Source organism: Burkholderia sp. Ed8 (genome assembly GCF_040761425.1).
In the GTDB taxonomy this organism is placed as follows: domain Bacteria; phylum Pseudomonadota; class Gammaproteobacteria; order Burkholderiales; family Burkholderiaceae; genus Burkholderia; species Burkholderia seminalis.
Genome location: NZ_CP142886.1, coordinates 105,378 through 127,990, shown reverse-complemented (window position 1 = coordinate 127,990; position 22,613 = coordinate 105,378). Strand labels below are relative to the sequence as shown.

Here is a 22,613-nt window from a genome sequence, read left to right as displayed (position 1 = left end):
CGTTACTTGCTGAGTGCGCGCATCGCGGTTTCGAGGCCCGCGAGCGTGAGCGGATACATGCGATGGCCGAGCAGGTCGCGGATCACCGCGACCGACTGCCGGTACTCCCATAGCCGCTCGGGCTCGGGGTTCAGCCATGCATGATGGGGGAACTGGTCGGCCAGCCGGCGCAGCCATACGGCGCCGGCCTCCGGGTTGTTGTATTCGACCGAGCCGCCGGGCTGCAGCACTTCGTACGGGCTCATCGTCGCGTCGCCGACGAAGATCAGCTTGTAGTCGGGCGTGAACTTGTGCAGCACGTCCCACGTCGCGGTGCGCTCCGAGTGGCGGCGGCGGTTGTTCTTCCACAGGTGGTCGTACACGCAGTTGTGGAAGTAGAAGAATTCGAGATGCTTGAATTCGGCCTTCGCGGCCGAGAACAGCTCTTCGGTGCGCTTGATGTGGTCGTCCATCGAGCCGCCGACGTCGAGCAGCATCAGCACCTTCACGTTGTTGTGGCGCTCGGGCACCATCCGCAGGTCGAGCCAGCCCGCGTTCGCGGCCGTGCTGCGGATCGTGCCGGGCAGGTCGAGCTCTTCCGCCGCGCCTTCGCGCGCGAAGCGGCGCAGCCGCCGCAGCGCGACCTTGATGTTGCGCGTGCCGATCTCGACCGAATCGTCGTAGTCGCGATAGGCGCGTGCCTCCCACACCTTCACCGCGGTGCGGTTGCCGTTCGACGGGCCGCCGATGCGCACGCCTTCGGGGTTGTAGCCGCCGTGCCCGAACGGCGACGTGCCGCCCGTGCCGATCCACTTGTTGCCGCCTTCGTGGCGTTCCTTCTGCTCGTCGAGCAGCGCCTTCAGACGCTCCATCAGCTTGTCGAGCCCGCCCATCGCCTCGATCTGCGCCTTTTCCTCCGGCGACAGCTCGCGCTCGAGGCGCTTCTCGAGCCAGTCGAGCGGAATGTCGAACGCCTCGGACGGCAGCGCGGACACGCCGTGGAAATACGCGCCGAACGCCTGGTCGAACTTGTCGAAATACTGCTCGTCCTTGACGAGCGTCATCCGCGCGAGGAAGTAGAACGCGTCGATCGACGGCGAGATCAGCCCGGCCTTCAGCGATTCGAGCAGCGTCAGGTATTCCTTCACCGAGACGGGCAGCTTGGCTGCGCGCAGCGCGTAGAAGAAATTGAGCAGCATGGCCGGGCCTTCGCGGGTGAGTGGATTACCGGTTGTGCCGGTTCATGTAGACGAGCCGTTCAAGCAGGCTCAGATCCTGCTCGTTCTTCAGCAGCGCGCCCGCGAGCGGCGGCACGATCTGCTTCGCGTCCGCGCCGCGCAGCGCGTCGGCCGGGATGTTCTCGGCGAGCAGCAGCTTGAGCCAGTCGAGCAGCTCGGACGTCGACGGCTTCTTCTTCAGGCCCGACACGCCGCGCAATTCGAAGAAACTCTCGAGCGCCGCGCGCAGCAGCTCCTCGCGGATGTCGGGAAAGTGCACCGCGACGATCTTCTGCATCGTCGACGGGTCGGGAAACTGGATGTAGTGGAAGAAGCAGCGGCGCAGGAACGCGTCGGGCAGCTCCTTTTCGTTGTTCGACGTGATGATCACGAGCGGGCGGTGCTTCGCGCGCACCGTCTCGCGCGTCTCGTACACGTGGAATTCCATCCGGTCGAGCTCGCGCAGCAGGTCGTTCGGGAATTCGATGTCGGCTTTGTCGATCTCGTCGATCAGCAGCACGCTCGGATGCTCGGCGTCGAACGCCTGCCACAGCACGCCCTTCACGATGTAGTTCGAGATGTCCTTCACGCGCTCGTCGCCGAGCTGCGAATCGCGCAGCCGCGACACCGCGTCGTATTCGTACAGGCCCTGCTGTGCCTTGGTGGTCGACTTGATGTGCCACTGCAGCAGCGGCATGTCGAGCGCGGCGGCCACTTCCTCTGCGAGCATGGTCTTGCCGGTGCCGGGCTCGCCCTTGATCAGCAGCGGGCGTTGCAGCGTCAGCGCAGCATTGACCGCGAGCTTCAGATCGTCGGTGGCGACGTAGTGCGAGGACCCTTCGAAACGCATGGCGGCGCTCTTCTTCATCGGGAAAAAAACCCAGTATAAGTCAGAAGGGCTGTCCGGTTGGGCCGCGCCCGCGTATCGTTGCGGGGCTGTGGCGGGGCGAACGGGGGCGCCGTATGGACGCGTTCCCTGCCGACGCGGTACAATCTGGCCGTTTTTTTTGGCCTGCGTGGCGACCGACAAGCAAAACGGCGCGGGCCGTTGCCGCTTCGGCGCCAGTTTCCCCTCAAGCTAGGTTACAAGAGCTATGAACAAATTCGTCGGCAAACACGTCGTTGTCGCAGCGCTCGTGGCGCTCGCGGGCAGCGCGCAGGCGGCCGGTGTGGTCGGCAACCCGAAGGACGGGGCGAGCAAGGCCGCCATGTGTATCGGTTGCCACGGCATCCAGGACTACCGCGCGGCGTATCCGGAGGTCTACCGGGTGCCTGTCCTGGGCGGCCAGAACCAGCAATACCTCGAGAACGCGCTGAAGGCCTACCGCAAGAAGGATCGTCACTTCCCGTCGATGAATGCGATCGCCGGTTCGCTGACGGACCAGGACATCGCGGATCTGGCGGCCTACTACGCCGCCCAGAAGGCCGACACGAAGGACAATCCCTACAAGTAAAGCGCGCGCCGCCGATCTTCCCGGCGGGACAGGAGCATTCATGAACAACGCATTCAAGACGGCGGCGGTTGCACTGGCGGCCGGCCTCGCGATCGGTACCGCGCACGCAGCGGATATCTCGAAGGGCAAGGAACTGGTCGAGTCGCACAACTGCGCGGCCTGCCACGGCGCGCAGCTGAACAAGCCGATCAACGCCGAATATCCGCGCTTGGCCGGCCAGCACGCCGATTACCTCGTGTGGTCGATGCGCCAGTACCAGATGGGGCTGACGAACCCGCTGCTCGGCCGCAACAACGCGATCATGCAGGCCCAGGTGCAGAACCTGTCGGTCAGCGACATGAAGGACATCGCGGCCTACATCGAGTCGCTGAAGGAAACCGACCTCGTGTTCAAGAAGTAAGCGTGCCGGGCCTCGGCGGCCCGCGCAGCAAGCATGCCCCGCCTCGGCGGGGTATTTTTTTGTCCGCGATCGGGCCGGTCCCGGCGCTCAGTCGCGGGACGCGCGGCGCAGGATGCGCTGCAGGTACGCGTCGGTATCGGGCGGCGTGTTCGTGCGCTGCGCTTCCCAGATCGTCTCGCCGAGGCATTCCATGATCGCGTGTTGCGCGTCGTGGGTCGAGTCGAGCTTCGCGGCCAGCTTGTCGTGCGCGGCGCGGATGCCGGGCGGCTGGTCGATCGACAGCTGCTCGCTGATCGCGAGGTGCATCGACAGGTGCAGGAACGGGTTCGTCCGGCCTTCCTCGGGCGTGTAGTTGCGCGCGGCCGCGCCGTCGGCGTCGGCGAGTTCGTCGTGGTATTCGGGATGCTCGACGATCCAGTCGGCGGCCATCGCTTCCAGCGGCGTCAGGATCTCGCCCGCGCGCTGCTTGCGCCAGGTCTCGGTGAAAAAGCGACGCACGTCGTCGCGACTTGGATTGAACATGGTGGGGAAACGTCGTGATTCGGGCGGCCTCATGCCGCGTCGGGCATTGTACGCCGGGTCGGCGGACGGCGCTGGCGGCGCGGCGGGCAAGCGCGGGCTAGGCGGGCGGCCGCCGCGCCGCTACACTCCGACGGTTCCCGCCCCGGCGCCTCGCTCGCCCGTTTCATCATGACCGCCACCGCCCGCCCGTCGTCCGCCGCCCTGCAGGGCGCGCTTTATGTCGCGCTGTCCGCGGCCGCGTTCGGCGCGATGGCGATTTTCGGCCGCTACGCGTATGCGGCCGGTGTCGACGTGCTCGGGCTGCTGATCGTGCGCTTCGCGATCGGCGGCGCGGTGCTGGCCGCGATCGCGCGACATCGTCGCGTCGCCTGGCCGCGCGGACGCGCGCTCGTGCCGCTCGTCGCGATGGGCGCGCTCGGCTACGTCGGGCAGTCGTTCTGCTATTTCAGCGCGCTGCAGCACGCGCAGGCGAGCCTCGTCGCGCTGCTGCTGTACCTGTATCCGGCGTTCGTCACGCTGCTGGCCGCGTGGTGGCTGGGCGAGCGCCTGACGCGCGCGAAGGCCGTCGCGCTCGTGCTGTGCGTCGCGGGTTCCGCGCTGATGGTCGGCGGCGGGCATGGCGAGCCGCTCGGGATCGCGCTCGCGCTGGCGGCCGCGGTGATCTATTCGCTGTACATCGTCGGCGGCACGAAGGCGACGCGCGGCGTCGATCCGCTCGCGACGACGGCGATCATCTGCCTGTCGGCGACCGCCACGCTCGTGGTGATCGCCGTCGTGCGGACCGCCGCGTTCGGCGCGCCACCGCGCTGGCCCGCGACGAGCGGCGGCTGGGCGGCGATGCTCGCGATCGCGCTGGTGTCGACGGTCGCGGCCATGCTCGCGTTCTTCTCCGGGCTCGAACGGCTCGGGGCCGCGCGGACGTCGATGCTGTCGACGCTCGAGCCGGTCGTGACGGTCGCGCTCGCGGCGCTGCTGTTCGGGGAAGCGTTGTCGCCGCTGCAGTGGGCGGGCGGCGTCGCGATTCTGGCGGCGGTGCTGGCGCTCGTGCGCGCAGGCGGCGCGGCCGCCGACGATGCGACCGCGACGTCGAACGCGTAGTCGGGGAGGGGCGCGACGCGGGCGCCGCGTCGGCGCCTGCGGTGCCGGCCCGCATCGCGTGTCGCCGGCGGGCCTGACGCTTACTCGTTGGGCGGCGGCGTCTTCGGCCGGAATTCGCACAACGGCTCGATCGCGCAGTGCCAGCATTCGGGCTTGCGGGCCTTGCATACATAGCGCCCGTGCAGGATCAGCCAGTGATGCGCGTCCTGCAGGAATTCCTTCGGCGTGAACTTCTCGAGTGCGGTCTCGACGGCCCGCACGTCCTTACCCGGCGCGAGCCCCGTGCGGTTCGCGACGCGGAAGATGTGCGTGTCGACCGCGATCGTCGGCTGGCCGAACGCGGTGTTCAGCACGACGTTCGCGGTCTTGCGGCCGACGCCCGGCAAGCCTTCGAGCGCTTCGCGATCGGCCGGCACCTCACCGTCGTAGCGCTCGAGCAGGATCCGGCTCGTCGCGACCACGTTCTTCGCCTTGGTCCGGTACAGGCCGATCGTCTTGATGTACTCGGTGACGCCTTCCTCGCCAAGCGCGACGATTTGTCGCGGGGTGTTCGCGACCGGGAACATCTTCCGCATCGCCTTGTTGACCGACACGTCGGTCGCCTGCGCGGACAGCATCACGGCGATCAGCAACTCGAACGGCGTCGAGTATTCGAGTTCGGTGGTGGGATGCGGATTGAGGCTCTGCAGCGTTTCGTAGATCGCGCGTCGTTTGCTGGCGTTCATGGGGCGTTCTGGTCGGGCGGCGCGGATGGGCTGCCTGGGTCGTCATTGCCTGCGTCGTTCGGCTGATCGTTGCCGCTTGCCGCCGCGGCGTCGGCGTCGCGCCGCGCCTGCTGTTCGGCGAGCCGTTTGCGGCGCGCCTCGGCCGCGTCGATCTGGGCCTGGACGGCTGCGCTCACGCCTTCAGTGTTCTTCGGCCCGGCGCCTTGCCCGGACAGTTCTTCCTTCTTCTTGCGCGCGCGTTCGAGCGCGGCGGCGATGATCGCGCGTTTCTTCGCTTCGGCGTCGTCGGCGGCCGGGGCGTCCGGCGGGGCCGCCGGGTGAGGGCCCGCGGCCGGCTTCGCGGCACTGGCCGCGCGGCGGGCGGCGGCGCGGGCCTCGGCGGCTTCGCGTTCGCGGCGCTGGCGTGCGAGCCGCAGGTCGTGGCGTTCGCGCGCGGCGTCGGCCTGCTCCTGCGACCACGCATCCCAGCCGGTGCGCTCGCCCGTCACGGGCAGCATCGCGATGCAGTCGACCGGGCACGGCGGCACGCACAGATCGCAACCGGTGCACTGCGCTTCGATGATCGTGTGCATCTGCTTCGGCGCGCCGACGATCGCGTCGACCGGGCACGCCTGCATGCACAGCGTGCAACCGATGCACAGGCTTTCGTCGATGAAGGCGACCGCGCGCGGATGTTCGCTGCCATTGACGGGATTCAGCGGAATCACCGGCTTGCCGAGCAGGCCCGCGAGGCGCGCGATGCCTTCGGCGCCGCCGGGCGGGCACTGGTTGTAGTTTGCGTCGCCGGCGGCGATCGCCTCGGCGTACGGACGGCAGCCGTTATAGCCGCACTTCGTGCATTGCGTCTGGGGCAGCAGATCTTCGATGCGATCCGCGAGGGTTTTGGAATCGGTCACGGTGACAACGGGCGCAGCAGCGCCGAATGGCTCTCGGCCGTGCGGGGCGCGGCCGGAAAGGTTTGCCAAAGCTCGATTATCGCCGATTTCCCGCATTGCGCTGGACGCCGTCTGTGCGCATAATCGAACCGCTTTTTTGCAGGGGCTCAGCAGGAGGGCGGCCGCACGCGGCGCGCCCGTTCCAGGGCGGCCGGCGCCGAGGCGGTGGGGGTGCCGGTCCGGATCAAGCGGCTCACATAGCAAAACGCCACCATGAATCAGCCAAAAATCAAAAGAGATCCTGAAGGTACGCGCCGCCGCATCTTGATGGCGGCCGCCGAAGAGTTCGCGAGTGGAGGGCTGTTCGGCGCACGCGTCGACCAGATTGCGCGCCGGGCCGAAACCAACGAGCGCATGCTCTATTACTACTTCGGCAGCAAGGAACAGCTGTTCACGGCCGTGCTCGAACACGCGTTCTCCGCGCTGACCGAGGCCGAGCGCGTGCTCGATCTCGACGGCGTCGCGCCGGTCGAAGCCGTCACGCGGCTCGCGCATTTCGTTTGGGACTACTACCGCGACCATCCGGAGCTGCTCAGGCTCATCAACAACGAGAACCTGCACGAAGCACGCTACCTGCACAAGTCGACGCGGATCCGCGAGATGATGTCGCCGATCGTCGCGAAGCTCGGCAACGTGCTGATGCGCGGCCAGAAGGCCGGGCTGTTCCGCGGCGACGTCGATCCGCTGCGCTTCTACGTGACGCTGTCGGGGCTCGGCTACTACATCGTGTCGAACCGCTTCACGCTCGCCGCGACGCTCGGTCGCGACTTCACCGATACCGACGAGCGCGCGGAGATGGTCCGGATGAACACCGAGGTGCTGCTCGCGTACCTGCTGCGGCGCTGACGTGCCGGCGCCGCATGTAAAAACGCCGCCGTGCGCAGGCAACGGCGGCGTTTTTGCGTCGGAACGCAGCGCGTCAGGCTGCCTTGCGCGTGCGGACGGTTTTTGCGCGCGGGGTTTCGGCGGCCCGCTTCGCGGCCGGTGCGGCCTTGGCGGGGGCGGCGGCCTTGGCCGGCGCCTTGGCGCGCGTGCGCTTCGCGACCGTGGCGCGTGTCGCCTCGGTCGGTGCGTTGGCGGCCGGCACGGCCGCGAGCGTCGTGGCCGCCGGCGCGTCCGGATGATCCTTCGTCGTGCCGTGTTTCGGCTCCGGCGCATGCTCGCGGATGAAGTCGCGCAGTTGCGGGTAGATGATCGTGCGCCAGCGGCGGCCGGAGAAGATCCCGTAGTGGCCGCATTTCTCGGCGGTCAGGGTGCGGCGATCGTCTTGCGGGATGCCCGTGCACAGCTCGTGCGCGACGTGCGTCTGGCCGCTGCCCGAGATGTCGTCGAGTTCGCCCTCGATCGTCATCAGCGCGGTGTGCTTGATGTCCTTCGGCCGCACGCGTTCGCCTTCGACGTCCCACGTGCCTTCCGCGAGCCGGAATTCCTGGAACACGACGCGGATCGTCTCGAGGTAATACTCGGCGGCCATGTCGAGCACCGCGTTGTACTCGTCGTAGAAGCGGCGGTGCGCCTCGGCGTCGTCCTCGTCACCGCGCAGCAGGCTCTGGTAGAAATCCCAATGCGATTGCGCGTGCCGTTCCGGGTTCATCGCGACGAAGCCCGTATGCTGCAGGAAGCCCGGATACACCTGGCGGCCTTCGCCCGGATAGTTCGCGGGCACCGTGTGGATCACGTTGTTCTCGAACCACGCGGTCGAGTGCTGCGTGGCGAGCGAGTTCACCGACGTCGGGCTGCGGCGCGCGTCGATCGGGCCGCCCATCATCGTCATCGTGAGCGGCGTATCCTCGCCGCGGCTTGCCATCAGCGAGATCGCCGCGAGCACCGGCACCGTCGGCTGGCACACCGAGATCACGTGCAGGTTGCGCGCGCCGATGTGACGGATGAAATCCTGGATGTACGCGATGTAGTCGTGCAGGTGGAACGGACCCGTCTCGACCGGCACCATCCGCGCGTCGATCCAGTCGGTGATGTAGACCTTGTGGTCCTGCAGCAGCGTGCGCACCGTGTCGCGCAGCAGCGTCGAGTGGTGGCCCGACAGCGGCGCGCAGACCAGCACGACCGGCTCGTCCTTCAGTTGCGTGACGGCGTCGGCGTCGTCCGAATAGCGCTTGAAGCGCAGCAGCCGGCAGAACGGCTTCTCGACGATCGTCTGCTCGACGATCGGGATGTTGTGGCCGTCCTTGACGATCTGATGAATGTTGAATTCGGGCTTCTCGTAATCCTTGCCGAGCCGGTACATCAGTTCGTACGCCGCAGCCATGCGCGGCGCGCCGGGCATCAGCGAGAACGGGCTGGACGGGTTGGCGAACGATTTGGACGCGGCCTGGGCCCAGGCCGTCAGCGGGCTCAGCATGGCGCGCTGGAATTCGTGCAATTGGTAAAGCATGCAGACTACTCCCGCGTGGGGGACGGAGCGCAAGGGCGGCGTGGGGCGTCGCGGCGTGCCGTGTGGGTCAGCGGCCGGCCATATTGCAGTGCGGCCGGACAATCGCGTCGATCATATCGGACAACGATGGGTGGTGCAATGCAACATTTCCCCGATTTTTCATCAAAATTTTGCGATTTGACGATCTCTGACCAAGCCGCCCGCGCCGCCGCCCGACACCCCGCCAACGTCCGTCAACGCCCGGTCGCCACGGCCGGCGCGGGCTGGCCGGCGGCCCGCGCCATCGCGTCCTCGTGGTGCATCAGGTTCATCGCGGTATGCACGAGCGCCACGTGCGAGAACGCCTGCGGGAAGTTGCCGACGAGCCTCCCGGCGACCGGGTCGTACTCCTCCGCGAGCAGCCCGAGGTCGTTCGACAGCGCGAGCAGCCGGCTGAACAGCCGGTGCGCGTCGTCGATCCGGCCGAGCAGCGCGTAGTTGTCGACCAGCCAGAAGCTGCACGCGAGAAACGTGCCTTCGCCGGGCGGCAGGCCGTCGTCGTACTCGGTCGTCCGGTAGCGCATCACGAGCCCGTCGTGCAGCAGTTCGCGCTCGATCGCCTCGACCGTGCCGACGATGCGCGGGTCTTCCGGCGGCAGGAAGCCGAGCAGCGGCATCAGCAGCACGCTCGCGTCGAGCTCGTCGCTGCCGTAGCTCTGCGCGAACGCCTGTTTGCCCGCGTGCCAGGCGTTGGCGCAGACGTCGGCATGGATCCGCTCGCGCAGCGCGCGCCAGCGGTCGAGCGAGCCGGGCAGCCGGAACATTTCCGCAGACTTGATCGCGCGGTCGAACGCGACCCATGCCATCACCTTCGAGAACGTGAAATGCAGGCGGCCGCCGCGCGTTTCCCAGATCCCTTCGTCGGGTTCCTGCCAGATCTTCTCGAGATGGTCGAGCAGCGCGCACTGCACGGACCAGACCGTGTCGTCGGCCTGCAGGCCGCCCACGCGCGCGAGGTGCAGCGCGGCCATCACCTCGCCGAACACGTCGAGCTGAAGCTGGTTCGCGGCGCCGTTGCCGACGCGGACCGGCTTCGAATCCTGGTAGCCGGGCAGCCAGTCGAGCTCCATTTCCGGCAGCCGGCGCTCGCCGGCGATCCCGTACATGATCTGGATCTGCTCGGGCGAGCCGGCCATCACGCGGCCGAGCCACGTGCGCCACGCGCGCGCCTCGTCGTAGTAGCCGCCGCGCATCAGCGCGAGCAGCGTGATCGTCGCGTCGCGCAGCCAGCAGTAGCGGTAGTCCCAGTTGCGGTTGCCGCCGATCTTCTCGGGCAGCGACGTGGTCGGCGCCGCGACGATGCCGCCGGTCGGCTCGTACGCGAGCGCCTTCAGCGTGATCAGCGAGCGGCGCACGGCCGCCGCGTAGCGGCCCTGCACCTGGCAGCGGCCTGACCACTCGAGCCAGTAGTTCTCGGTCCTTGCGAGCATCGACAGCGGATCGCGCGCGGGCGGCAGCCGCATGTGCGAGGCCGCGTAGCTGAGCGAGAACGGCACGCGCTGGTCGGCGCCGACCGTGAATTCCGCGAGCGTATGGAGATTCTTGCCGGTGAGCGGCACCGGCGTGCGTAGCACGACGGTGTCGGGGCCCGCGATCGCCTTCATGCCGTCCTCGCGAGTCAGTTGCGTGACCCACGGGATCGAGAAACCGTAGTCGAAGCGCAACACGAGCTCCATGCGCATCTTCATCGTGCCGTGACGGCCGACGACGATCCGCACGAGTTCGGACCAGCCGTTGCCGGGCGGCATGAAGTCGATCACGGTGACGGCGCCGTCGGCGCTTTCGTAATCCGTTTCGAGAATCAGCGTGTCGCCGCGATAGCGGCGCGTGGTGTGCGTGACTGCGGCGTCGGCGGCAGGCGCAAGCAGCCAGCGGCCGTGCTCGGGGGTGCCGAGAAGTGCCGCGAAGCAGGCGCCCGAATCGAAGCGGGGCCAGCACAGCCAGTCGACGGAGCCGTCTTTCGAGATCAGCGCGGCCGTGTGGCCGTCGCCGACGAGGGCGTAGTCTTCGATCAGGGCAGGCATGGGCAGGCGGTCCTTGGGTATCGAGTTCACAATGCGGACGGCGGCGGCCGGGCTTCACGCCCGGGCGTCGCGCCCCGTATACTCGGCCGGGCGGCGGAGCGCATGAACGGCCGGCGTTTCGTCCTATCTCAACACTTGAAGCGACTCGATGCAAGGAGGATTCAATGCCCAACCGTTTACGCGAGCGTGACGCACACGCTTCGACACGAGGGTTCCCGCTTAGGCTCGCTCACTGGATGAAAGGTTTCGCGATCGTGCTTTCCCTGTCCGCGACCCATGCATTTGCGCAGCAATCGCCCGCACCGGCCGACGGCGTCTACAACCTGCTGGTCGGCACCTATACGGGCGGCGGCAGCGACGGGATCTATGTTTACCGCTTCGATACTAAAAATGGCAGCGTCGCGCCCGTATCGTCGGCGAAGACCGTGAATCCGTCGTATCTGTTGCCGAGCCGCGACGGTCGCACCGTCTACGCGGTCAACGAACTGCCCGGCGACGACGGGCCGGCGTCGCAGCGCGGCGGCGTCAGCGCGTTCCGCTTCGACGCGAAGACGGGCGCGCTGAGCTTCATCGACCGCGTGTCGTCGGAAGGGAACGATCCTTGCTATCTCGCGCTGTCGCCGGACGGCAAGTATCTCGTGACGGCCAACTACTCGGTCGCGAAGGATCCGGGCGGCAGCTTCGCGGTGTTTCCGCTGCGCGACGACGGTGCGCTCGGCGAGGCCGTGCTGGCCGTGCACCACGAAGGCACCGGGCCCGTGAAGGGCCGTCAGGACGGCGCGCACGTGCATTCGACGGTGTTTTCGCCGGACGGCCGCTACCTGTTCGTGCAGGATCTCGGCGCGGACAAGATCTACGGCTACCGCTACACGGTGGACGGCAGCCGCGGGCTGATCAGCCCGACCGACACGCGCTACACGCCGGTGAAGGCCGGCTCGGGCCCGCGTCACATGGTGTTCGGCGCCGACGGCCGGTTCGCGTACGTGACGAGCGAGCTCAACGCGTCGGTCGAGGTGCTCGGTTATCACGACGGCAAGCTGACGCCGGTCCAGACGGTGTCGATGACGGCGCCGGGCTTCAAGGGCAAGGTCGGCGGCGGCGCGATCCACCTGTCGCCGGACGGCCGCTTCCTGTACGCGAGCAACCGCGGCGACGCGAACGACCTCGTGATCTACGCGGTGAACCAGGCCGACGGCCGGCTCAAGCAGGTCGGCCGCCAGTCGAGCCTCGGCAAGACGCCGCGCGAGTTCCTGATCGATCCGACCGGCAAGTGGCTGATCGTCGGCAACCAGGACAGCGACACGTTCTACGTGTTCAGCCGCGATGTCGAAACGGGGCAGCTCGGCGCGAATCCGCAGAAGGTCGCGGTCGGCAAGCCGGTCGATTTCAAACTGGTGCCGGTGCAGTCGATGTAAACGCGGTAAATGAAACGGGCGCTGCCGATGCAGCGCCCGTTTTTTCGGTGCGCCCGGTTTCCCGGTGCGCTCGTATCGGTCGACGGCGGCCGTTCGGCCGCCGCGCTCAGTCGGCCGCGGCCGGCACCAGCACCTCGCGGCTGCCGTTGATGCCCATCGCCGACACGAGCCCGGCCGCTTCCATCTGCTCGACGAGGCGTGCCGCGCGGTTGTAGCCGATGCGCAGCTGCCGCTGCACCGACGAGATCGACGCGCGCCGCGTGCGCACGACGAACGCGACGGCTTCGTCGTACAGCGGATCGGCTTCCGCGTCCGGCGCTTCGCCGAACAGGTCCTGCGTCGCGCCGTCGGCGGCCGGGCCGTCGAGGATGCCTTCCTCGTACTGCGGCTCGCCGAACTGCTTCAGATACTCGACGATCCGGTGCACTTCCTCGTCGGCGACGAACGCGCCGTGCACGCGCTGCGGATAACCGGTGCCCGGCGGCAGGAACAGCATGTCGCCCATCCCGAGCAGCGACTCCGCGCCCATCTGGTCGAGGATCGTGCGCGAGTCGATCTTCGACGACACCTGGAACGCGACGCGCGTCGGGATGTTCGCCTTGATCAGGCCCGTGATCACGTCGACGGACGGACGCTGCGTCGCGAGGATCAGGTGGATGCCGGCCGCGCGCGCCTTCTGCGCGAGGCGTGCGATCAGTTCCTCGATCTTCTTGCCGGCGACCATCATCAGGTCGGCCAGCTCGTCGATGACGACGACGATCAGCGGCAGCTTCGACAGCGGCTCGGGATCCTCGGGCGTCAGCGAGAACGGGTTGCCGATCTTCTTTTCCTTCGCTTCCGCATCGCGGATCTTCTGGTTGAAACCCGCGAGGTTGCGCACGCCGACAGCCGACATCAGCCGGTAGCGCTTCTCCATTTCGCCGACGCACCAGTTCAGCGCGTTCGCCGCGAGCTTCATGTCGGTGACGACCGGCGCGAGCAGGTGCGGGATGCCTTCGTAGACGGACAGCTCCAGCATCTTCGGGTCGATCATGATGAGCCGTACGTCTTCCGGCGTCGCCTTGTACAGCAGCGACAGGATCATCGCGTTGATCGCGACCGACTTGCCCGAACCCGTCGTGCCGGCGACGAGCATGTGCGGCGCCTTCGCGAGATCCGTGACGACCGGGCGGCCCGTGATGTCCTTGCCCATCGCGATCGTCAGTTGCGATTGCGAATGCTGATACTCGCGCGACGCGAGGATTTCCGACAGGCGGATCATCTGGCGCTTCGCGTTCGGCAGCTCGAGGCCCATGCAGGTCTTGCCGGGAATCGTCTCGACGACGCGGATCGACGTGAGGCCGAGGCCGCGCGACAGATCCTTCATCAGCCCGACGATCTGGCTGCCGCGCACGCCGAGCGCCGGCTCGATCTCGAAGCGCGTGATCACGGGGCCGGCCGAGGCGCCGACCACCGTCACCGGCACCTTGAATTCCTGCAGCCGCTGTTCGATCACCTGGGCCGTTTGCGCGAGGTGTTCCTCGGTGATCGTTTCGACGTCGTCGGATGCGGGCTCGAGCAGGTCGAGCGTCGGCAGTTCGACGCTGAACGACGCGGGTGCGTGGAATTCGAACGCGTTCGGGCGCGGCTGGCGCACGGGGGCGTCGGGGGCCGCGGTGTCGGTTGCGGCCGGCTCGGCCGTCACGGCGGCGGTTGCGCCGGTCGGCGGGGCAACCGGGAGCGCCGGCGCGGCAACGATCGCTGCCGGCACTGACAGGCTCGCGCCCGGGAGCGGGGCGGCCGGTTGCGGCGCCGCGGACACGTCGTTCGACACGGACCAGCTTGCCGGCGACGCGGCGGGGGCGGGCGCCGTCGTGAACGTCGTGGCGGCGGCCGGCGTGGCAGCGACCGACGGAGTCGGCGACGCGGCCGCTGCACCGATGGAGGCGAGCGATCCGACCGCAGCGGAAGCGGCCGGCGGCACGGGAAGGCGGGTTGCCGGTTGCGCGGCGGTTGCGCCGAACGAGCCGGATCCGTCGATTGCCGTGCCGCTCGACGAGGTTGCCGTGCCGGCCTGGTGCGCCGGTGTCGGCACGGACGCTTGTGCCGCAAGCGGGGCGGACGTGAAACTCACGGGCGCCGGTGCCGCGGGCGCTTGCGCGGCCGAACCCGGCGCGCCGGTCGTCGACGGTGCCGCGGCGGGCGTGGCGGTTGTCTCGGGCATCGATGCGCGGACGAACGCACCGTAGCTCATGTCCGGGACACCGATCGGCGCTGCCGGCGCAACGGAGGCGCCGGTCGATGCCGATACGGCCGGTTGCGACGGCGAAACCGATGCCGATGCCGTGCCGGTCATGCCGGCCGTCGATGGTGTCGCGGCGGGTATGGCGGCGACGGGCGCAACACCCGAAGCGGAGGCAGGTACCGGTGCGGTCGAACCGAGGGCCGTGCCGACGAACGGCGACGCAGCCGCGGCAAACGGTTGAATCGTCGGCGATTCAGGCAATTCCGCGGAAGCCGCCGCGGGTGTCGTTGCGGGTTGCACCGGCGGCGCCCAATGCGTGACGGGCGTGCCGCCTTCGGCGATGGCCGACAGCGATGCACTACGTTCCGCCCCTGCCGGTTGGGCGGCCTCCGGAACGAGGTTCGATGCAGGGCGTGCCGACGTTGCCGCAATCGGCGTCGTTCCGGTCATGGCGCGTGCCGATGTCGCGGCGATCGACGAAGAGGGGAGCGCCGCGAACGGCGCGATGCCACCGGCGGGCTTCAGGTCGTCATGTGCGTCATCGACACCCGGTGGCAGGTAAGCCGATGCAGGGCGTTCGATCGCCGGGGCGGCGGTATCGAAGAATGCTGCCGGATTGCGTGCGGGGGCTTCGTCGACCGCTGCTTCGTCAGCTTGTTGCGCGAAGGCGGCGTGGGCCGGCTCCGGTTGCGTTGCGTCTGCCGGTGATTCAGCGATCGGATGCGCGGGCGATGCTTCGAACGCGGAAACCGACGGGCGGCCGAGGTCCTCCCACGGCGCGAGATTGACCGGGGCGTCGAACGACGGCGCCGGCGGGATCCCATGTGCAGGTGCAGGTGCAGGTGCGGCGGGCGCAGCGTCGACGTGACGGATGTCATCGTCGGTTTGATGCGACGACGCGGCATCGTCGCTGCCGGCGCCGGTGTCAGCATTCGGCAGCGCGTGCGGTGCGGGCGCGTCGAGCGCCGGGGTGGCCCAATCGGCAATCGTCGCGGGGATGCCGGGCTCCGCCGGCATGAACGCATCCAGCACGATCGGCGCGCTGTCGTCGCGTGCGGGCGCGGCATCGTGCTGGACCGGAGCACCAGTGTCACGGGCCGCGATACCGTGCGTTGCCTCGGCGAATGCGTTCGACACGGCCGCCGCTGCCGGCGCGGCGACGCTGCCTGCTGTCGCAGCCATTCCAGCCACGGCTGCGGCGGCCGTCGCGGCGTGCGTCGCATCGGTCGACTGTGCGCCGCCGAGCGTGGCCCATTGCGCGGTGCTGGCTTCGATCGAACGCAGCGTGTCGTGAACGCTCGGCGCCGGCGTGATCGGCGTCGCGGGTTTTTCAGTCCAGGCATAGAGCGGCGCGCGCGCCGGCGTCGGCGGCACCGGACGGCGTCGCGTCGTGTCCGGCGACACACCGGCTGCGGCCGTTCCCGCGACCGGGCGTGCCAGCGGACGCTGCGGTGGCGCGGCGGCCGGGCGCGGCGTGACCGTCGCACGCGGTGGCGTCTGTTTCAGCGCGGCGGTGGCCGGTCGCACGGCAGTCGGCCGCGGCCGGACGGGTTCGAATCCGACAGGAAGCGGGGCTGGATCGGGGCGCGGCACTTGCGAGTTGGCTGCCGCGCGCGCGAGGCTCGCGGTGCTGCCGGTCGTCGGCGGCGGCATCGCGCCGGCCGGAATCGGCGCGGCGGGCGCCACCGGCGTGCGCTGCGGCACGGTCGGCTTCAGCCAGCCCGACGGCGCGACGGGTTCCGTGTGCGGCCGCGGCGGCGTCTTGCCGCGCGGCTTCGGCCGTGCCTGCGGATCGGGTTTCCACAGCGTCGGGCGTGAATACCGGCCGTTCTGGCGCGGCGCCATCGAGTTGACGGTATGCGCGGTGGTCGGCTGCACGAGGTCGTCGTCGCGATGCAGCGCGCTGCGCGGCAGGTCGGCGATCCCGCGCGCGTCGTCGTCGCCGCCGTCGCGCGACAGCTTGACGCCGAACGACGTGTCGACCCACGCGGCGAACTGCCGCCAGCCGATGCCGGTCAGCCAGGGCAACCCGGCGAAGAACAGGACGACCATCGCGACCGGCGTGCCGATCGGACCGAGTACGTGCGCGAAGCCCGCCGAGAACGCATGGCCGAGCGCGTTCGTGTCGGGGCCCGACAGCGGGCTCGTCAGCGTGCAGCTCGCGACGAATACCGCGACGAAGCCGAGCCACAGGCGGATCGAGCCGCGGCCGGCGAGCCCGCCGCCGCCGGGCAGCATCGCCTGCACGAGACGCCAGAAGAGAAGGAGGAACCAGACGGCGGAGATGCCGAACCAGCCGAAGACTACCGTGTGCATGCTTTGAAACAGGAGTAGGGAGGGGCGCGCGAGGCGCGACCCGCCGAGTTTAACCGGCCGGCGAACAAGATTCCCGGGCGACGTGAATTCGGTTCACGCCGTGCGGCGCGTGCGGCCGGCACACGCGCGCGACACGCGACGCGAAGGCGGTCGGCCGGCCTTCGCGTGCGTGATGCATCAAGGGCTCCGGTGCGTGAAAACGAGCGTTGCGCCGGCGCTGGTCACGATCTGCAATTGCTGCGGCTCGCGCATCTGCACGCCGGTCTTGTCGACGTGCGCAAGCGCGTCGAGGTACGCGCGCTCGAGCTGGCCGCCGAGCGAATTCGGGCAGGCCATCCGCGTGCCGGCGAGCGGCCCGAAGCTCAGCAGGCCGTTCTTGATCGCGTAGGTGCCCGTGTAGCGGTTGCAGCCCGAGAACCCGCTGGCGCGCCGGATGCCCGACTCGGTCGACAGCGCGAGCTTGATCGGCTCGCCGTTGTCGCCGTGCGGGATCGCGCGCGGCGTGCCGTCGGCATTCGTCCAGCTGGTGAGTTCCCAGCTCGTGTCGTCGAGCAGCTGGACGGCGGCCGGGTTGTACGGGTCGGGCGCGGGGGCGGCGGAATCGGGATGGGTCGGCATCGCGCAGGCGGCGAGAAGCGTGGCGAGCGTCAACGCGCAGAGCGGCGCGCGCAACGGGCGAAGCAGGCCGGTGCGTGCGCGTGCGGCGGCGGACAGGTGGGACATGAGCCTCGTTCCTCATCGGATTCTGATCAAGGCGTAAGAGTAACGCACCCGCCCCGCGGCAGGCGAGCCGACACTTCACGCATGAAAACGTTCGCAGCGTGCCTGCGCGTCGTGCGTGGTCGGGCGCCGGCGCGTCGAAACGCCTCAAACCGGCGTCATCGCGCGTGTTAACATCGGAGCCGTTTTCGTCCTCCACCAGAAGCGGGAAATCACATGCAGATCGGTCAGCGGCTCGGTACGCCGCTTTCACCCTCGGCCACGCGCGTCATGCTGCTCGGCGCGGGCGAGCTCGGCAAGGAAGTCATCATCGCGTTGCAGCGTCTCGGTGTCGAAGTCATCGCGGTCGACCGGTATCCGGACGCGCCGGGCCATCAGGTCGCGCATCGCGCGCACGTGATCGACATGACGGACGCCGCCGCGCTGCGTGCGATCGTCGAGGCCGAGCGTCCGCACCTGATCGTGCCGGAGATCGAGGCGATCGCCACCGACGCGCTCGCGGCGATCGAGACGGCCGGTCTTGCCGAGGTGATCCCGACCGCGCGCGCGACACAGCTCACGATGAATCGCGAAGGGATCCGCCGGCTCGCGGCCGAGGAGCTCGGCCTGCCGACGTCGCCGTATGCGTTCGCGGATTCGTTCGAGGCCTTCAGCGCGGCGGTCGCGAAGATCGGCATGCCGTGCGTCGTGAAGCCCGTGATGTCGTCGTCGGGCAAGGGGCAGTCGGTCGTGAAGACCGACGCCGACGTGAAGGCCGCGTGGGACTACGCGATGGCGGGCGGGCGCGTGAACCACGGCCGCGTGATCGTCGAGGGCTTCATCGATTTCGACTACGAGATCACGCAGCTGACCGTGCGCGCGATCGACCCGGCGACGCTCGCCACGCGCACCTACTTCTGCGAGCCGGTCGGCCACGTGCAGGTCGCGGGCGACTACGTCGAATCGTGGCAGCCGCAGCCGATGAGCGCGGTGGCGCTCGAGAAGTCGCGCGAGATCGCGCACAAGGTTACCGAGGCGCTCGGCGGGCGCGGGCTGTTCGGCGTCGAGCTGTTCGTGCGCGGCGACGACGTGTGGTTCTCGGAAGTGAGCCCGCGGCCGCACGATACGGGCCTCGTCACGCTCGCGTCGCAGCGCCAGTCGGAATTCGAGCTGCATGCGCGCGCGATTCTCGGGCTGCCGGTCGATCCGGCGCTCGGGACCCCGGCCGCGTCGGCCGTGATCTACGGCGGGCTCGACGAGCGCGGGATCGCGTTCGAAGGCGTACGCGACGCGCTCGCGGTGCCGGGCGCGGACCTGCGCCTGTTCGGCAAGCCGGAAAGTTTTGCGAAGCGGCGCATGGGCGTCGCGCTGGCGACCGGCGCGACCGTCGACGAAGCCCGCGAACGCGCGAAGCGCGCCGCCGCGGCCGTCCGGCCCGTGTCGGCCCGCTGACGGAACGAGGAGAGGGCGATGGCGTCGAGGTGGTTGCGTATCGGCAAGCTGGGCGCCGCGCTGGCGCTCGTCGCGAGTCTCGCGGGTTGCGGCCTCGCGGCCGCGCCGTGCCGGGTGGCTTCGGCCGGGCTCAAGATCGTGCCGCTCGTCGGCCACGTCGCGGCGGCGCCGACCGACGCGTGCGCCGACGTCATCGATCCCTGATCCCCGCCAGCCGGGGCGCTCGCCCGTCAACAGTAATCGCGCGCCCCGGGAGGGCGCGCTTCCACCCGTCTCGTGAGAGGACCTGCATGATTCGCCACACCCTTGCCGCGCTCGCGCTTGCGGGCACTGCCGTTTCCGTCGCGCACGCCGCGCAGCTGACCGTCGAGGAAATCGATGCCGATGCGCGCCAGCAGGCCGTCTACCAGTGCGCGAACCAGAAGCAGCCCGTGCGCGTGTCGTACTGGCTCGCGGGCAACGGCCAGAGCTTCGCGCTCGTGCCGGTCAACGGGAAGCAGATGCTGTTCGTCGACACCGTGTCGGCGTCGGGCGCGCGCTACCAGGCCGGCCGCTATACGTGGTGGACGAAGGGCAAGGAAGCGACGCTGCGCGACGAGATCGCCGACCCGAATTCGCCGCCGCTGCTGGGCGATTGCGCGCAGGTCGAGAAGAAAAAGAAGAAGGGCTGAGCGCCGGGCGCGGTCGCGGACCGTACGCGCCGCTCGCATCGACCGGCTGCCGGGCCTGGCCGCCCGTTCGCCCGTTCCGCGGGCAGGCGGCGGGCCTCCGGACGCGACACTCCGCGATCAGTCCCCTGATATTGCCGCCGGCCGATCGGGATAGCCCGCGCGGGCCGTCCGTCGCCCCGCGCGGGCCTGTACCGGCCGGCCGCGCGAACCGCCGATGCGGCCGTTCGCGGCGTTGTCACGGACAGACGGCCGCACAGTGCTACAATACGGCCCTTTCCGCCGGCATTCGCGCCGAACGGAGTCCGCACGGCCTGGCGTCCAGCGTTCGCATTGAACCGGTCCCAAGCGCCAGAGCGGCGCCGCGCGGCGCGCCGCGGCTCCGTCTATTTCCGAATTGTGATGAGCGCAGGCCCGGCCGGCCTGACGCACGATGTCCCCGCCGCGCCTTTTGAGCGAAACGCCACCATGTCCGATTCTGTCGCCAAGCCCGTCGACGCAACCTTCGACCAATTCGGCCTTGCCGCCGATATCCTGAAAGCCATTGCGGAGCAGGGTTATACGACGCCGACGCCGATCCAGGCGCAGGCCATTCCGGTCGTGCTCGCCGGCCGCGACGTCATGGGCGCCGCGCAAACGGGCACCGGCAAGACCGCGAGCTTCTCGCTGCCGATCATCCAGCGCCTGCTGCCGCAGGCCAACACGAGCGCGTCACCGGCGCGCCACCCCGTGCGTGCGCTGATCCTCACGCCGACCCGCGAACTCGCCGACCAGGTCGCCGCGAACGTGCACGCGTATGCGAAGCACACGCCGCTGCGCAGCGCGGTCGTGTTCGGCGGCGTCGACATGAACCCGCAGTCGGCGGAGCTGCGCCGCGGCGTCGAGATCCTGATCGCGACACCGGGCCGCCTGCTCGACCACGTGCAGCAGAAGACCGCGAACCTCGGCCAGGTGCAGATCCTCGTGCTCGACGAAGCCGACCGGATGCTCGACATGGGCTTCCTGCCCGATCTGCAGCGCATCCTGAACCTGCTGCCGAAGGAGCGCCAGACGCTGCTGTTCTCGGCCACGTTCTCGCCGGAAATCAAGAAGCTCGCGTCGACCTACCTGCGCAGCCCGCAGACGATCGAGGTCGCGCGCAGCAACTCGACGAACGCGAACGTCACGCAGATCGTCTACGACGTCGCCGAAGGCGACAAGCAGGCGGCCGTCGTGCAGTTGCTGCGCGATCGCGGCCTGAAACAGGTGATCGTGTTCTGCAACAGCAAGATCGGCGCGAGCCGCCTGGCGCGCAATCTCGAGCGCGACGGTGTCGTCGCGTCGGCGATTCACGGCGACAAGACGCAGATCGAGCGGATGCAGGCACTCGACGCGTTCAAGCGCGGCGAGATCGAGGCACTGGTCGCGACCGACGTGGCCGCGCGCGGCCTCGACATCGCCGAGCTGCCGGCCGTGATCAACTTCGACCTGCCGTTCAGCGCGGAAGACTACGTGCACCGGATCGGCCGTACCGGCCGCGCGGGCGCGACGGGCGATGCGCTGTCGCTGTGCAGCCCGAACGAGCGCAAGCAGCTTGCCGATATCGAGAAGCTGATCAAGCGTCCGCTCGACGTGCAGACGCTCACGCTCGACAAGCCGGCGCGCCATCGTCACGACGACCGCGGCGGCGAGCGCGGTGGTGACCGTGGCGGCGATCGCAACAGCGAACGCGGTGGCGAACGAGGCGGCCGTCGCGATCGCGACGAGCATCGCGGCGCATCGGGGCGCCGGTCGGGCGGTTCCGAGCGCGGCGGTCATCACCGTCGCCACGAAGCGCCGGTCGATGATTTCTTCCTGAAGCCGTATGAGCCGTCGGCGCCGGCGAAGCAGGCGGACGACGCACAACCCGCGCAACAGCCCGAGAAGAAAGGGCCGAAGCGTCAGGTTGCGGCGCTGCTCGGCGGGTTCGGGATGCCGCGCAAGCCGTCGGCGTAAGGTCGGCGGAAGGCAGGGGCGGCGCGCGAGCGCTGCCGGACGAGCGGGTGCATGCGACAAGCATGTGCCCGTTTTTCATTGGGGGTGCGGCTGGGGGATCGTGGCGCGGCAGGCGACGCATCCGTCATGGGGCGCCGGCCGCGATTGCCGCGAAGCCGGCTCGCTGCACGCGCGTCAGCCGGCCCGCGGGCCGAAGCGCCGCGCCCACGCTGCCGTCGCGGCGGCGTAGAACGCCTCCAGCGTCGCGCCGGGCAGCGCACCGTCGGGCGCAAGGCCCAGGTGCGCTGCCGCGGCCTGCAGCGCGGGCAGCGGGGCGGTGCGTTCGAGCGCGGTCGCGCCCGTCTGCTTGCTGAGTTTCTCGCCGTTTGCATCGACGACGACGGGCACGTGCAGATACCGTGGCGTCGGCACCCCGAGGCAGTGTTGCAGATGGATCTGGCGCGCGGTCGAATCGAGCAGGTCGGCGCCGCGCACGACATGCGTGATACGCGCGGCGGCGTCGTCGACGACGACCGCGAGCTGATAGGCCCATTGGCCATCCGCGCGCTTCAGCACGAAATCGCCGACTTCGGTCGCGAGGTTCTGCGATTGCGTGTGCTGCCAGCGGTCGTCGAACGCGACGATCGCGTCGCCGCCGTCCGGCACGCGCAGCCGCCACGCGCGCGCGGGCTTGCCGTGCAGGCCGGTGCGGCACGTGCCCGGGTACGCGAGCGTCGTGTGGCGTTCGTGCGCGGCACGCAGCGAATCGGCGATTTCCTTGCGCGTGCAGCCGCACGGATAGACGAGCCCTGCCGCGACGAGCTGTTCGAGCGCGGCCGTGTAGGCCGCGTCGCGCGTGCTTTGCCACACGGGCGGTTCGTCGGGCGTCATGCCGAAATGCGCGAGCGTCGCGAGGATGTCGTCGGCCGCGCCGGGTACCGTGCGCGGACCGTCGAGATCCTCGATGCGCACGAGCCACGCGCCGCCGTGCGCGCGTGCGTCGAGCCAGCTCGCGAGCGCGCCGACCAGCGAGCCGAAGTGCAGCGGGCCGGTGGGCGACGGCGCGAAGCGGCCGCGATAGTCGTTCATCGGAACGCCGGT

The 22,613-nt window shown here is 69.2% G+C and carries 19 protein-coding genes; 9 read left to right on the top strand and 10 right to left on the bottom strand.

Features of this window, described 5'->3' with window-relative positions; translation table 11 throughout:
• Positions 1-2 precede the first annotated feature (2 nt).
• The gene (locus VXM69_RS14390) at positions 3-1,178 is read right to left on the bottom strand and encodes a VWA domain-containing protein (RefSeq protein ID WP_034190734.1); all 1,176 of its coding nucleotides are present in this window, start codon (positions 1,176-1,178) and stop codon (positions 3-5) included.
• 25 nt (positions 1,179-1,203) lie between these two features.
• A complete protein-coding gene (locus VXM69_RS14385; RefSeq protein ID WP_021158556.1) occupies positions 1,204-2,046 on the bottom strand; it encodes a MoxR family ATPase in 843 nt (280 codons plus the stop codon).
• A gap of 244 nt (positions 2,047-2,290) precedes the next feature.
• Here VXM69_RS14385 and VXM69_RS14380 point away from each other — a divergent pair, with 244 nt between their 5' ends.
• Complete coding sequence (locus VXM69_RS14380) at positions 2,291-2,650, top strand: cytochrome c (protein ID WP_011885616.1); 360 nt, start codon at positions 2,291-2,293, stop codon at positions 2,648-2,650.
• Positions 2,651-2,690: 40 nt separating this feature from the next.
• Positions 2,691-3,050, top strand: coding sequence for a cytochrome c (locus VXM69_RS14375; protein WP_034190735.1), 360 nt, complete (start codon positions 2,691-2,693; stop codon positions 3,048-3,050).
• Between the two features lie 87 nt (positions 3,051-3,137).
• Here VXM69_RS14375 and VXM69_RS14370 read toward each other — a convergent pair whose 3' ends face one another.
• A complete protein-coding gene (locus VXM69_RS14370; protein ID WP_034190736.1) occupies positions 3,138-3,572 on the bottom strand; it encodes a DUF1841 family protein in 435 nt (144 codons plus the stop codon).
• A 168-nt stretch (positions 3,573-3,740) separates the two neighbouring features.
• Here VXM69_RS14370 and VXM69_RS14365 point away from each other — a divergent pair, with 168 nt between their 5' ends.
• Positions 3,741-4,670: a DMT family transporter gene (locus VXM69_RS14365; protein WP_034190737.1), complete on the top strand. Its 930-nt coding sequence runs from the start codon at positions 3,741-3,743 to the stop codon at positions 4,668-4,670.
• A gap of 80 nt (positions 4,671-4,750) precedes the next feature.
• On the opposite strand, the gene nth is transcribed toward VXM69_RS14365, so the two are convergent.
• The gene (gene nth, locus VXM69_RS14360; RefSeq protein ID WP_034190738.1) at positions 4,751-5,395 is read right to left on the bottom strand and encodes an endonuclease III; all 645 of its coding nucleotides are present in this window, start codon (positions 5,393-5,395) and stop codon (positions 4,751-4,753) included.
• Positions 5,392-6,387: an electron transport complex subunit RsxB gene (rsxB, locus tag VXM69_RS14355; RefSeq protein WP_059558149.1), complete on the bottom strand. Its 996-nt coding sequence runs from the start codon at positions 6,385-6,387 to the stop codon at positions 5,392-5,394. Before rsxB ends, nth begins: the two co-directional genes overlap by 4 nt.
• A gap of 156 nt (positions 6,388-6,543) precedes the next feature.
• On the opposite strand from rsxB, the gene VXM69_RS14350 reads away from it, so the two are divergent.
• Positions 6,544-7,176: a TetR family transcriptional regulator gene (locus VXM69_RS14350; protein ID WP_049031880.1), complete on the top strand. Its 633-nt coding sequence runs from the start codon at positions 6,544-6,546 to the stop codon at positions 7,174-7,176.
• A gap of 73 nt (positions 7,177-7,249) precedes the next feature.
• On the opposite strand, the gene VXM69_RS14345 is transcribed toward VXM69_RS14350, so the two are convergent.
• Together VXM69_RS14345 and VXM69_RS14340 are read right to left on the bottom strand one after the other, a co-directional pair.
• The gene (locus VXM69_RS14345; RefSeq protein ID WP_367189775.1) at positions 7,250-8,722 is read right to left on the bottom strand and encodes a polyhydroxyalkanoate depolymerase; all 1,473 of its coding nucleotides are present in this window, start codon (positions 8,720-8,722) and stop codon (positions 7,250-7,252) included.
• Positions 8,723-8,955: 233 nt separating this feature from the next.
• Positions 8,956-10,785, bottom strand: a complete 1,830-nt coding sequence (locus tag VXM69_RS14340; RefSeq protein ID WP_034190742.1) for a glycoside hydrolase family 15 protein — start codon at positions 10,783-10,785, stop codon at positions 8,956-8,958.
• Between the two features lie 164 nt (positions 10,786-10,949).
• Between VXM69_RS14340 and VXM69_RS14335 the strand changes: the two genes are divergently transcribed.
• Positions 10,950-12,200: a lactonase family protein gene (locus tag VXM69_RS14335; RefSeq protein WP_124609477.1), complete on the top strand. Its 1,251-nt coding sequence runs from the start codon at positions 10,950-10,952 to the stop codon at positions 12,198-12,200.
• Positions 12,201-12,306: 106 nt separating this feature from the next.
• Here the strand turns inward: VXM69_RS14335 and VXM69_RS14330 are convergent, their stop codons facing one another.
• Positions 12,307-16,740 carry a DNA translocase FtsK gene (locus VXM69_RS14330; RefSeq protein WP_367189774.1) on the bottom strand — a complete coding sequence of 1,478 codons (4,434 nt, stop codon included), beginning with the start codon at positions 16,738-16,740 and terminating at the stop codon, positions 12,307-12,309.
• A 177-nt stretch (positions 16,741-16,917) separates the two neighbouring features.
• A complete protein-coding gene (locus VXM69_RS14325) occupies positions 16,918-17,463 on the bottom strand; it encodes an META domain-containing protein (RefSeq protein WP_034190745.1) in 546 nt (181 codons plus the stop codon).
• Between the two features lie 213 nt (positions 17,464-17,676).
• On the opposite strand from VXM69_RS14325, the gene purT reads away from it, so the two are divergent.
• The 4 genes from purT (at position 17,677) to VXM69_RS14305 (ending at position 21,533) form a co-directional block, all read left to right on the top strand.
• Positions 17,677-18,891, top strand: a complete 1,215-nt coding sequence (gene purT / locus VXM69_RS14320) for a formate-dependent phosphoribosylglycinamide formyltransferase (RefSeq protein WP_069705573.1) — start codon at positions 17,677-17,679, stop codon at positions 18,889-18,891.
• Positions 18,892-18,909: 18 nt separating this feature from the next.
• Positions 18,910-19,095 carry a DUF6726 family protein gene (locus VXM69_RS14315; RefSeq protein ID WP_006497052.1) on the top strand — a complete coding sequence of 62 codons (186 nt, stop codon included), beginning with the start codon at positions 18,910-18,912 and terminating at the stop codon, positions 19,093-19,095.
• Between the two features lie 86 nt (positions 19,096-19,181).
• Positions 19,182-19,562: an MliC family protein gene (locus VXM69_RS14310; protein WP_034190747.1), complete on the top strand. Its 381-nt coding sequence runs from the start codon at positions 19,182-19,184 to the stop codon at positions 19,560-19,562.
• 399 nt (positions 19,563-19,961) lie between these two features.
• A complete protein-coding gene (locus VXM69_RS14305; protein WP_034190748.1) occupies positions 19,962-21,533 on the top strand; it encodes a DEAD/DEAH box helicase in 1,572 nt (523 codons plus the stop codon).
• 174 nt (positions 21,534-21,707) lie between these two features.
• Here VXM69_RS14305 and gluQRS read toward each other — a convergent pair whose 3' ends face one another.
• The gene (gluQRS, locus tag VXM69_RS14300; protein ID WP_034190749.1) at positions 21,708-22,601 is read right to left on the bottom strand and encodes a tRNA glutamyl-Q(34) synthetase GluQRS; all 894 of its coding nucleotides are present in this window, start codon (positions 22,599-22,601) and stop codon (positions 21,708-21,710) included.
• Positions 22,602-22,613 lie beyond the last annotated feature (12 nt).

Excerpts from the sequence above, each read along its gene's own strand:
- VXM69_RS14390 (WP_034190734.1), bottom strand. The coding sequence starts at position 1,178 with ATGCTGCTCAATTTCTTCTACGCGCTGCGCGCAGCCAAGCTGCCCGTC.
- VXM69_RS14385 (WP_021158556.1), bottom strand. The coding sequence starts at position 2,046 with ATGCGTTTCGAAGGGTCCTCGCACTACGTCGCCACCGACGATCTGAAG.
- VXM69_RS14380 (WP_011885616.1), top strand. The coding sequence starts at position 2,291 with ATGAACAAATTCGTCGGCAAACACGTCGTTGTCGCAGCGCTCGTGGCG.
- VXM69_RS14375 (WP_034190735.1), top strand. The coding sequence starts at position 2,691 with ATGAACAACGCATTCAAGACGGCGGCGGTTGCACTGGCGGCCGGCCTC.
- VXM69_RS14370 (WP_034190736.1), bottom strand. The coding sequence starts at position 3,572 with ATGTTCAATCCAAGTCGCGACGACGTGCGTCGCTTTTTCACCGAGACC.
- VXM69_RS14365 (WP_034190737.1), top strand. The coding sequence starts at position 3,741 with ATGACCGCCACCGCCCGCCCGTCGTCCGCCGCCCTGCAGGGCGCGCTT.
- nth (WP_034190738.1), bottom strand. The coding sequence starts at position 5,395 with ATGAACGCCAGCAAACGACGCGCGATCTACGAAACGCTGCAGAGCCTC.
- rsxB (WP_059558149.1), bottom strand. The coding sequence starts at position 6,387 with ATGCGGGAAATCGGCGATAATCGAGCTTTGGCAAACCTTTCCGGCCGC.
- VXM69_RS14350 (WP_049031880.1), top strand. The coding sequence starts at position 6,544 with ATGAATCAGCCAAAAATCAAAAGAGATCCTGAAGGTACGCGCCGCCGC.
- VXM69_RS14345 (WP_367189775.1), bottom strand. The coding sequence starts at position 8,722 with ATGCTTTACCAATTGCACGAATTCCAGCGCGCCATGCTGAGCCCGCTG.
- VXM69_RS14340 (WP_034190742.1), bottom strand. The coding sequence starts at position 10,785 with ATGCCTGCCCTGATCGAAGACTACGCCCTCGTCGGCGACGGCCACACG.
- VXM69_RS14335 (WP_124609477.1), top strand. The coding sequence starts at position 10,950 with ATGCCCAACCGTTTACGCGAGCGTGACGCACACGCTTCGACACGAGGG.
- VXM69_RS14330 (WP_367189774.1), bottom strand. The coding sequence starts at position 16,740 with ATGCACACGGTAGTCTTCGGCTGGTTCGGCATCTCCGCCGTCTGGTTC.
- VXM69_RS14325 (WP_034190745.1), bottom strand. The coding sequence starts at position 17,463 with ATGTCCCACCTGTCCGCCGCCGCACGCGCACGCACCGGCCTGCTTCGC.
- purT (WP_069705573.1), top strand. The coding sequence starts at position 17,677 with ATGCAGATCGGTCAGCGGCTCGGTACGCCGCTTTCACCCTCGGCCACG.
- VXM69_RS14315 (WP_006497052.1), top strand. The coding sequence starts at position 18,910 with ATGGCGTCGAGGTGGTTGCGTATCGGCAAGCTGGGCGCCGCGCTGGCG.
- VXM69_RS14310 (WP_034190747.1), top strand. The coding sequence starts at position 19,182 with ATGATTCGCCACACCCTTGCCGCGCTCGCGCTTGCGGGCACTGCCGTT.
- VXM69_RS14305 (WP_034190748.1), top strand. The coding sequence starts at position 19,962 with ATGAGCGCAGGCCCGGCCGGCCTGACGCACGATGTCCCCGCCGCGCCT.
- gluQRS (WP_034190749.1), bottom strand. The coding sequence starts at position 22,601 with ATGAACGACTATCGCGGCCGCTTCGCGCCGTCGCCCACCGGCCCGCTG.